The following is a 6,994-nucleotide window of genomic DNA, read 5'->3' as shown; positions in this document are numbered from 1 at the left end:
GCCGGCGTAGTGGTGGTGGAGGAACTCCGCCTTGTAGGTGGCCATGTCGACCCCGACCGGGCAGTCCGAACGGCAGCCCTTGCAGGGGCGGGTTCGAACCCGCCCCCCTCGCCGCTCATGGGGACGGATCGGCAGACTGTGTGCCATGACAGCGCAATCAATGAGCAAGGGGTCCAACCTTCCCGTCGACGCCCCGGTGGTGCGCGCCGAGCTTGCTTGGACCGCCGGGGCCGGTGTGCCCGACATCGACGCGTCGGCCCTCCTGCTCACGGCGGCCGGACGGGTGCGGAACGACGGCGACTTCGTCTTCTACAACCAGCCGCGGCACGGCTCCGACGCTGTGACGCATCTGGGGAAGCGGAGCTCCGTCGGTACCGCGACCGACACGGTCGAGGTCGACCTGCGCCTGCTGGAACCGGCCGTTGAGCGGATCGCGCTGTGCGCGTCGTCCGACGGCGGGACCTTCGGCCAGGTCCCGGGGCTGGTGCTCAGGCTGATCGACGCCGGGGCGGGGGCCGAGATCGCCCGGTTCGACATGGTGGCCGGCACGGAGACCGCGTTCATCGGTGGCGAGCTGTACCGGCGCCAGGGGAAGTGGAAGTTCCGCGCGGTGGGCCAGGGGTACGCCTCCGGACTCGCGGGACTGGCCACCGACTTCGGCATCACCGTGGACGACGCTCCCCCGCCGGCCCCCGCCGCCGTGACCCCGGCCGCCGCGTCCCCCGTCACACCTGCCGCCGCCGCTCCGGTGCATCCCGCTCCGGCGCCTCCGGTTCCGGCCGCTCCGCGCCTCACCGAGGAAGAGGAGCGGCTGCCGGTGGACATGCGCAAGCGGCTGTCGCTGCGCAAGGAGCAGGTGGCCGTCAGTCTGCGCAAGCACGGGGCCGCCGAGACCACCGCGCGCGTCGTCCTCGTACTGGACGCCTCCGGCTCCATGGCGCCCCAGTACTCCAGGGGAGTCGTGGCGGACGTCGTCGAGCGCATGACCGCGGTCGCCGCGCAGCTGGACGACGACGGTGAGATGCAGGCCTGGACGTTCGCCTCGCATCCGGCACGGCTGCCGGACCTGCGGCTGGGCGAGCTGCCCGACTGGCTCCGGCTGCACGTGCGGGTGGGGGAGATGAGCCTCTTCCGGCGCGGGCGGAAGAAGGGCCTGGACCCACGTCAGGTCGACATGCGGGAGGTCGGCATCCAGAACGAGGAACAGAAGGTCATCGCCGAGATCCGCTCGTTCGTCAGGAACAATCCCGTGGCGGCCCCGACGCTCGTGCTGTTCTTCTCCGACGGCGGGGTCTACCGGAACACCGAGATCGAGCGGGAGCTCCGCGAAGCGGTGGAGGAACCTGTCTTCTGGCAGTTCGTGGGGCTCGGACGGTCGAACTACGGCGTGCTGGAACGATTCGACACGCTGCCCGGACGCCGCGTCGACAACGTCGGCTTCTTCGCCGTCGACGACATCGCCACCGTGCCGGACCCGGAGTTGTACGACCGTCTGCTGTCCGAGTTCCCGCTGTGGATCACGGCTGCGAGCCGGGCGGGCATCCTGTGACCGGGAGCACGGCCCGACCGGGTGATGATCTGACCCGGTGACCACCTGTCCCGGGCGTGACCTGCCCCGGACACGACCTGCCCCGGACACGACCTGGCCCGGGCGCGCCGGCCGACGACTCCGGAACCGGGCCGGGGCCTCGGCTGCGTCCGACTACTCGGGCCGGTGTTCCGGTCCTCCGAAGTCCGGGCTGCTGTAGTCCGGGCTCGAGTAGCTCGGCCGCGGGCCGCGGGTCGGGCCGTGGCCGGGGCTGGTGAATCCCGGCCGGTGGTAGCCGAGGTTCGGAATACGGCTGGTCGGTTCGGACGGTGCCGCGGAGCGCAGTGCGGCCGCCGTGCCGGGATCGGTGAGGGCGTCCCGCAGGAACGGCATGATCCCCCGCTCCAGCAGTGCCTCGTGCCAGGCGTCCCTGGCCAGGGCCAACTCCTTGTCGACTTCCGGGTACGGCCCGTTCCGGGCCGAGGGCTTGTTGCGCAGCGCGGTGAGGAGCAGGCCCACGGCGGCGACCAGGATGGCGACCGCGGTCACGGCGACGAACGTCCAGCCCGTGGTGAGCATGGTCCGGGTGAAGGCCGCGCCGGAGTCGAGCATGCGCAGGATGTAGCCGACGAGCAGGAATATCACGGCCGCCGTTCCGGCCAGGACGGGTGCCAGAACGGCGATGACGGCGACCACACCCGCGCCCGTGGTCTCGGCGACCTCTCCCATGGCGGCGGCGAGCCCCGCCGCGCCGGGTTCCGGCTCGGAGGAGCCCGACTCGCCCACGGCCGGGGTGGCCGACTCCCGTTGCCGGCGCAGTTCCTTGCGGACCTTGGTGTAGTGCTGGTACTCGGTCGCCGCGGCCGCCGTGATGATCGCGGTGGCATTGAGGGCCATGGTGCGCAGTTGTTCGGAATCGAGCCGCTGACCGACAGCGGTCAGCTCCGGGCGGTGTGGTGCGGAGCGCAGTACCTCATCGAGAATCCGCTCGTATTCCTGGCGGTCCTCGGTCGACAGGTGCTGCGGAACGCTGTTCATGTGCATCCCCCGATGCTCCGTAGGGCTTGTGGCTCGACATGCCGACGAGCCGTCGGGCAGAAACGGAGGGGAGCCTGCTACGGATAAGCCGATGGTAGAGCGCTGACGGTGCGCCATGACAGGGGGTTTACCGAAATTGGCCGCTGTCCGGTGCGGTCCCGGGCCGGCGACACCCGGCCCGAAGCCCGCTCACTTGGCGAGTGGCAGCTTCTGGACCAGCAGTTTTCCGGCCATCGTCACGCCGCCGTCCATCGCGATGGCCAGTCCCTCGGCGTAGACGTGCGGGCCCTCGACGACGGGACCGCTGTCGTCCCCGCCGTCCTCGGAACCGACTTCGCCCAGCAGGTACGGAATGGGGCTGTGGCCGTGAACGACCCGGGTGCCGCCGTACGTATTCAGCAGGGAGCGCACCGCTTCGGCGCCCCCCTCGTCACGGAAGGAGAACCGCTTGGTGAACTTGCGGAACAGGTCCCAGACCTCGTCGGCGTCATTGCGGGTGATCGTTTCGCGGACGGTGTCGTTGACCTCTTCGATGGAGTGGCCGTAGTCGAGGTAGGCGGTGGTGTCGGAATGCAGCAGGAGATGGTCGTCGACGGCCTCGACGGCGTCCAGGCGGGACATCCACTGCAGGTGGTGGTCCTGGAGCCGGTCCATGTCGGCTTTCTGCCCGCCGTTGAGGAGCCAGGCCGCCTGGAAGGTGGCGGTGCCCGCTCCGGAGTTGACGGGGGTGTCGCCGAACCGCTTGGCGCCGAGCAGCAGCAGTTCGTGATTGCCCATCAGGGCCTTGCAGTAGCCGCCGGCCGCGGCGGCCTCGGCGGACAGCCGCATCACGAGATCGATGACGCCGATGCCGTCCGGTCCCCGGTCGGTGAAGTCCCCGAGGAACCACAGCCGGGCGGGGCCGGCGCACCACTGGCCCGCGGAGTCGATGAGGCCCTGCTCCTGGAGGGCGGCGACCAGTTCGTCGAGGTACCCGTGGACGTCCCCGACCACGTACAGCGGGCCGGGCCCGGTGGGGGGCTGTGGGGCGGAGACGGCCGCGGGGTCGACGATCACCTGCACAGTGTCACCCCGATTGATGATCGGGAGGTCCCGACGCGTGGGCGTGTATCCCTCCGGGAGGCTCTCCGAGGGCGGCGGGGCCGCCGCCGCGTCTCCGGGGTGCATGCTGTGGGCGTACGGACCGGTCTCGTGGATGTACGCGGGCACCCGGAAGTCGCGCACCGTCGGTGTGCGCTCCGCCCCGGGTCCCTGACCGGCCCCCTGAGTCATCGACCCCTCCACCATCAAGCCGCAGCTGCACCGCGTCGGACTGCCTGGTCGCAGCGGCCCGCGGTGTCGTGGGCCCATCATAGGAACGCGGATCGTGCCATGTGATGACCCAGGGGTGGTGAATCGGACCAAGACGCCGACTCGCCGCGGCTTTCACCCCGTTTGTCGGCATTTTTGCTCGTGGTGAGGCCACCCGGCCGCGTCGGCTCCTCCGTGGACCGCGTACGTCCGTGTTCGGGCGGTCGGCCCGGTCGTCCTTTACGGGGATCCGCGGTTTCCCTGCCGGTCAGGCCGGCGATCGCGGCGGGCTGACCGTGGTGCGCGGTGGCCGGCGCTGCGACGAGGTGCGCACGATCAGCTCGGTGGGTATCACCTGCGCCACCGTGTGTTCCGGATCGACCCCTTCGATGGCGTCGATGAGCAGCTGGACCACAGCGGTGCCGATGCGTCGTGGTTTGAGCGAGAGCGTGGTGACGGGCGGCTCGGTGCTGGCGTAGACGGTGGACTCGCTGCAGCAGACGAGCAGCAGGTCGTCCGGGACGCGCAGGCCGTAGCGGCGCGCGGCGGCGAGCAGATCGGTGCCGTTGGGATCGAACAGGCCGTAGACGGCGTCGGGGCGGTCGGGGCGGGCGAGCAGCCGGTCGGCGGCGACGGCGCCGGCGCACGGATCGTGTGCCGGGTAGGACTCGTAGACCGGGTCCTGGCCGACGCGCTCGCACCAGTGCAGATACGCGGTGGTCGACAGGTGGGTGTAGGTGTCGGTCGTGGTCCCGGTCAGCAGGCCGATGCGACGGGCCCCCGCGGCGGCCAGGTGGTCGAGGATGCCGAGCACCGCGGCCTCGTGGTCGTTGTCCACCCAGGCCGTGACCGGGAGCGAACCGGCCGGGCGGCCGTCGGAGACGACCGGTAAGCCCTGCCGGACCAGCTCACTGACGACCGGATCCTGGTCCGAGGGGTCGATGACGACCGTGCCGTCCAGAGCGACGTTGGACCACACGTCGTGCCGGGAGGTCGCGGGGAGGATCACGAGGGCGTAGCCGCGGGCGAGCGCGGCGGAGGTGGCGGCACGCGCCATCTCGGCGAAGTACGCGAACTCCGTGAAGGTGAAAGGTTCTTCCCCGTACGTCGTCACGGTCAGGCCGATGAGTCCCGACTTGCCGGTACGGAGCGTGCGGGCGGCGGCCGAGGGCCGGTAGCCCAGTCTGTCGGCGACCTCGCGGACGTGGCGCCGGGTGGCGTCCGGGAGCCTGCCCTTGCCGTTGAGGGCATCGGAGACGGTCGTGATGGAGACTCCGGCGGCGGCGGCCACGTCCCTGATGCCCGCTCGACCCGGCTTGCTGCCTCGGCGTGAGGTTTCCGCGCGGCTCACCTGGTGCTTCCCTGCTGCTGTCATGGCGAGCCGATAGTAGGGCTCATGCGGTGGGGTAGGGCGGACGCATATGCATGCGTTGACAGGCACGTTTCTGCATGATCATTAACGGGTGAGTTCCTTGCAAAGCAAGGATGTTGAACGTTCCAATGCCAAGACCTGACGTGTCGGCGCGTGCAAGCCTGCTGAGGGGGGGATGTTGCGAAGAGGTCTCAACTCACCTGCATGGGGGATGCGCGCCACGGCGCAAGCCACCGGCGCGTAGATATATGTGCGGCGCGCCCCCGGGCCGGGCGCCCTTTGTGAGCCTTCACACGGGGATGCCCCTGTTGCTGAAGGGACGGAGGAAGCGGTGGAAGCGAAGGGAGCGGAGGCGGCTCCTGCTGCCGTTGTACGCGCGCACGCAACGGCGCCCTTGTGCGGCGGTGCCCTCACGTAGCGGCGTCTCTACTCCGTCGCGTCGAATCCTCATAAGGTGAGCAGTATTGGATGTCGGCGGCAGTCATGGGCCGCCGGTCTTCGGAGGAGGACTGCGGTGAGCGAGACGAGCCCCAAACTGCGCGCCGAGCTGGAGGGTATCCCCACGTACAAACCGGGCAAGCCGGCGGCGGCCGATGGTCCGGTGGCCTACAAGCTGTCCTCCAACGAGAACCCGTATCCACCGCTGCCCGGGGTGATGGAGGCCATCGCCTCCGCGGCGTCCTCCTTCAACCGCTACCCCGACATGGCCTGCACGGCCCTGATGGCGGAGCTGGCCGACCGCTTCGCCGTCCCGGTCTCCCACCTGGCCACCGGCACCGGTTCGGTGGGCATCGCCCAGCAGTTGCTGCAGGCCACCTCGGGCCCCGGCGACGAGGTGATCTACGGCTGGCGCTCGTTCGAGGCGTACCCGATCATCACCAGGATCAGCGGCGCCACCCCGGTGCAGGTGCCCCTCACCCCGGGCGACGTGCACGATCTCGACGCGATGGCCGAGGCGGTCACCGACCGGACCCGGCTCATCTTCGTGTGCAACCCCAACAACCCGACCGGCACGGTGGTGCGGCGGGCCGAACTGGAGCGCTTCCTCGACCGGGTGCCCCGCGACGTCCTGGTGGTGCTCGACGAGGCCTACCGTGAGTTCATCCGTGACCCCGAGGTGCCGGACGGTGTGGAGATCTACCGGGAGCGGCCCAATGTCTGTGTGCTGCGGACCTTCTCCAAGGCCTACGGGCTGGCCGGGCTGCGCGTGGGTTTCGCGATCGCCCACGAGCCGGTGGCCGCGGCGCTGCGCAAGACGGCGGTGCCGTTCGGCGTGAGCCAGCTCGCGCAGGACGCGGCGATCGCCTCGCTGCGTGCCGAGGACGAGCTCATCGGCCGGGTCGGTTCACTGGTGTGTGAACGCAACCGGGTCATGGACGCGCTGCGCGCTCAGGGCTGGAAGGTGCCCGAGAGCCAGGCCAACTTCGTGTGGCTGCGGCTGGGGGAGCGCACGGCGGCGTTCGCGCAGGCGTGTGAGCAGGCGGGTGTGGTCGTCAGGCCGTTCCCCGGGGAGGGGACGCGGGTGACGGTCGGCGAGACCGAGGCCAATGACATCTTCCTGAAGGTGACGGAGGCCTTCCGCAGGGAGCTGTAGCCGCCCGGGCCCGGACCGCCTCGGTCCCACGGCCGTGACAGCCGGCCGACGGATCAGCCGTCGGCCGGCTGTCGACGTTCCTCCCCCGGGCGGCTTGTCGTCGGCTCGTCTCCTCCGAGCCGCTCGCGGACCTTTTCCAGGCCGCCTCACGTCGGCTCCGCCCCACAGAGCG

5 protein-coding genes are annotated in these 6,994 nt (G+C 70.4%); 2 read left to right on the top strand and 3 right to left on the bottom strand.

All coding sequences use genetic code 11. The annotated features are described in order from the left end of the window. The first annotated feature begins 145 nt into the window (after nucleotides 1–145). Nucleotides 146–1,549, top strand: coding sequence for a VWA domain-containing protein (locus ACWEQO_RS03930; protein ID WP_361457236.1), 1,404 nt, complete (start codon nucleotides 146–148; stop codon nucleotides 1,547–1,549). Between the two features lie 153 nt (nucleotides 1,550–1,702). Here the strand turns inward: ACWEQO_RS03930 and ACWEQO_RS03925 are convergent, their stop codons facing one another. The 3 genes from ACWEQO_RS03925 to ACWEQO_RS03915 form a co-directional block, all read right to left on the bottom strand. Beyond that, on the bottom strand, nucleotides 1,703–2,572 hold the full coding sequence (locus tag ACWEQO_RS03925) for a hypothetical protein (protein ID WP_452978627.1): 870 nt from the start codon (nucleotides 2,570–2,572) through the stop codon (nucleotides 1,703–1,705). Nucleotides 2,573–2,755: 183 nt separating this feature from the next. Next, a complete protein-coding gene (locus ACWEQO_RS03920; RefSeq protein WP_361457230.1) occupies nucleotides 2,756–3,853 on the bottom strand; it encodes a metallophosphoesterase in 1,098 nt (365 codons plus the stop codon). Nucleotides 3,854–4,124: 271 nt separating this feature from the next. Further along, complete coding sequence (locus ACWEQO_RS03915) at nucleotides 4,125–5,231, bottom strand: LacI family DNA-binding transcriptional regulator (RefSeq protein ID WP_361457227.1); 1,107 nt, start codon at nucleotides 5,229–5,231, stop codon at nucleotides 4,125–4,127. A 511-nt stretch (nucleotides 5,232–5,742) separates the two neighbouring features. Between ACWEQO_RS03915 and hisC the strand changes: the two genes are divergently transcribed. After that, nucleotides 5,743–6,822, top strand: a complete 1,080-nt coding sequence (gene hisC / locus ACWEQO_RS03910) for a histidinol-phosphate transaminase (RefSeq protein WP_361457224.1) — start codon at nucleotides 5,743–5,745, stop codon at nucleotides 6,820–6,822. Nucleotides 6,823–6,994: the final 172 nt, after the last annotated feature.

It is taken from the genome of Streptomyces sp. NPDC004051, assembly GCF_053604275.1.
This window is presented reverse-complemented; position numbering and strand designations above follow the sequence as displayed.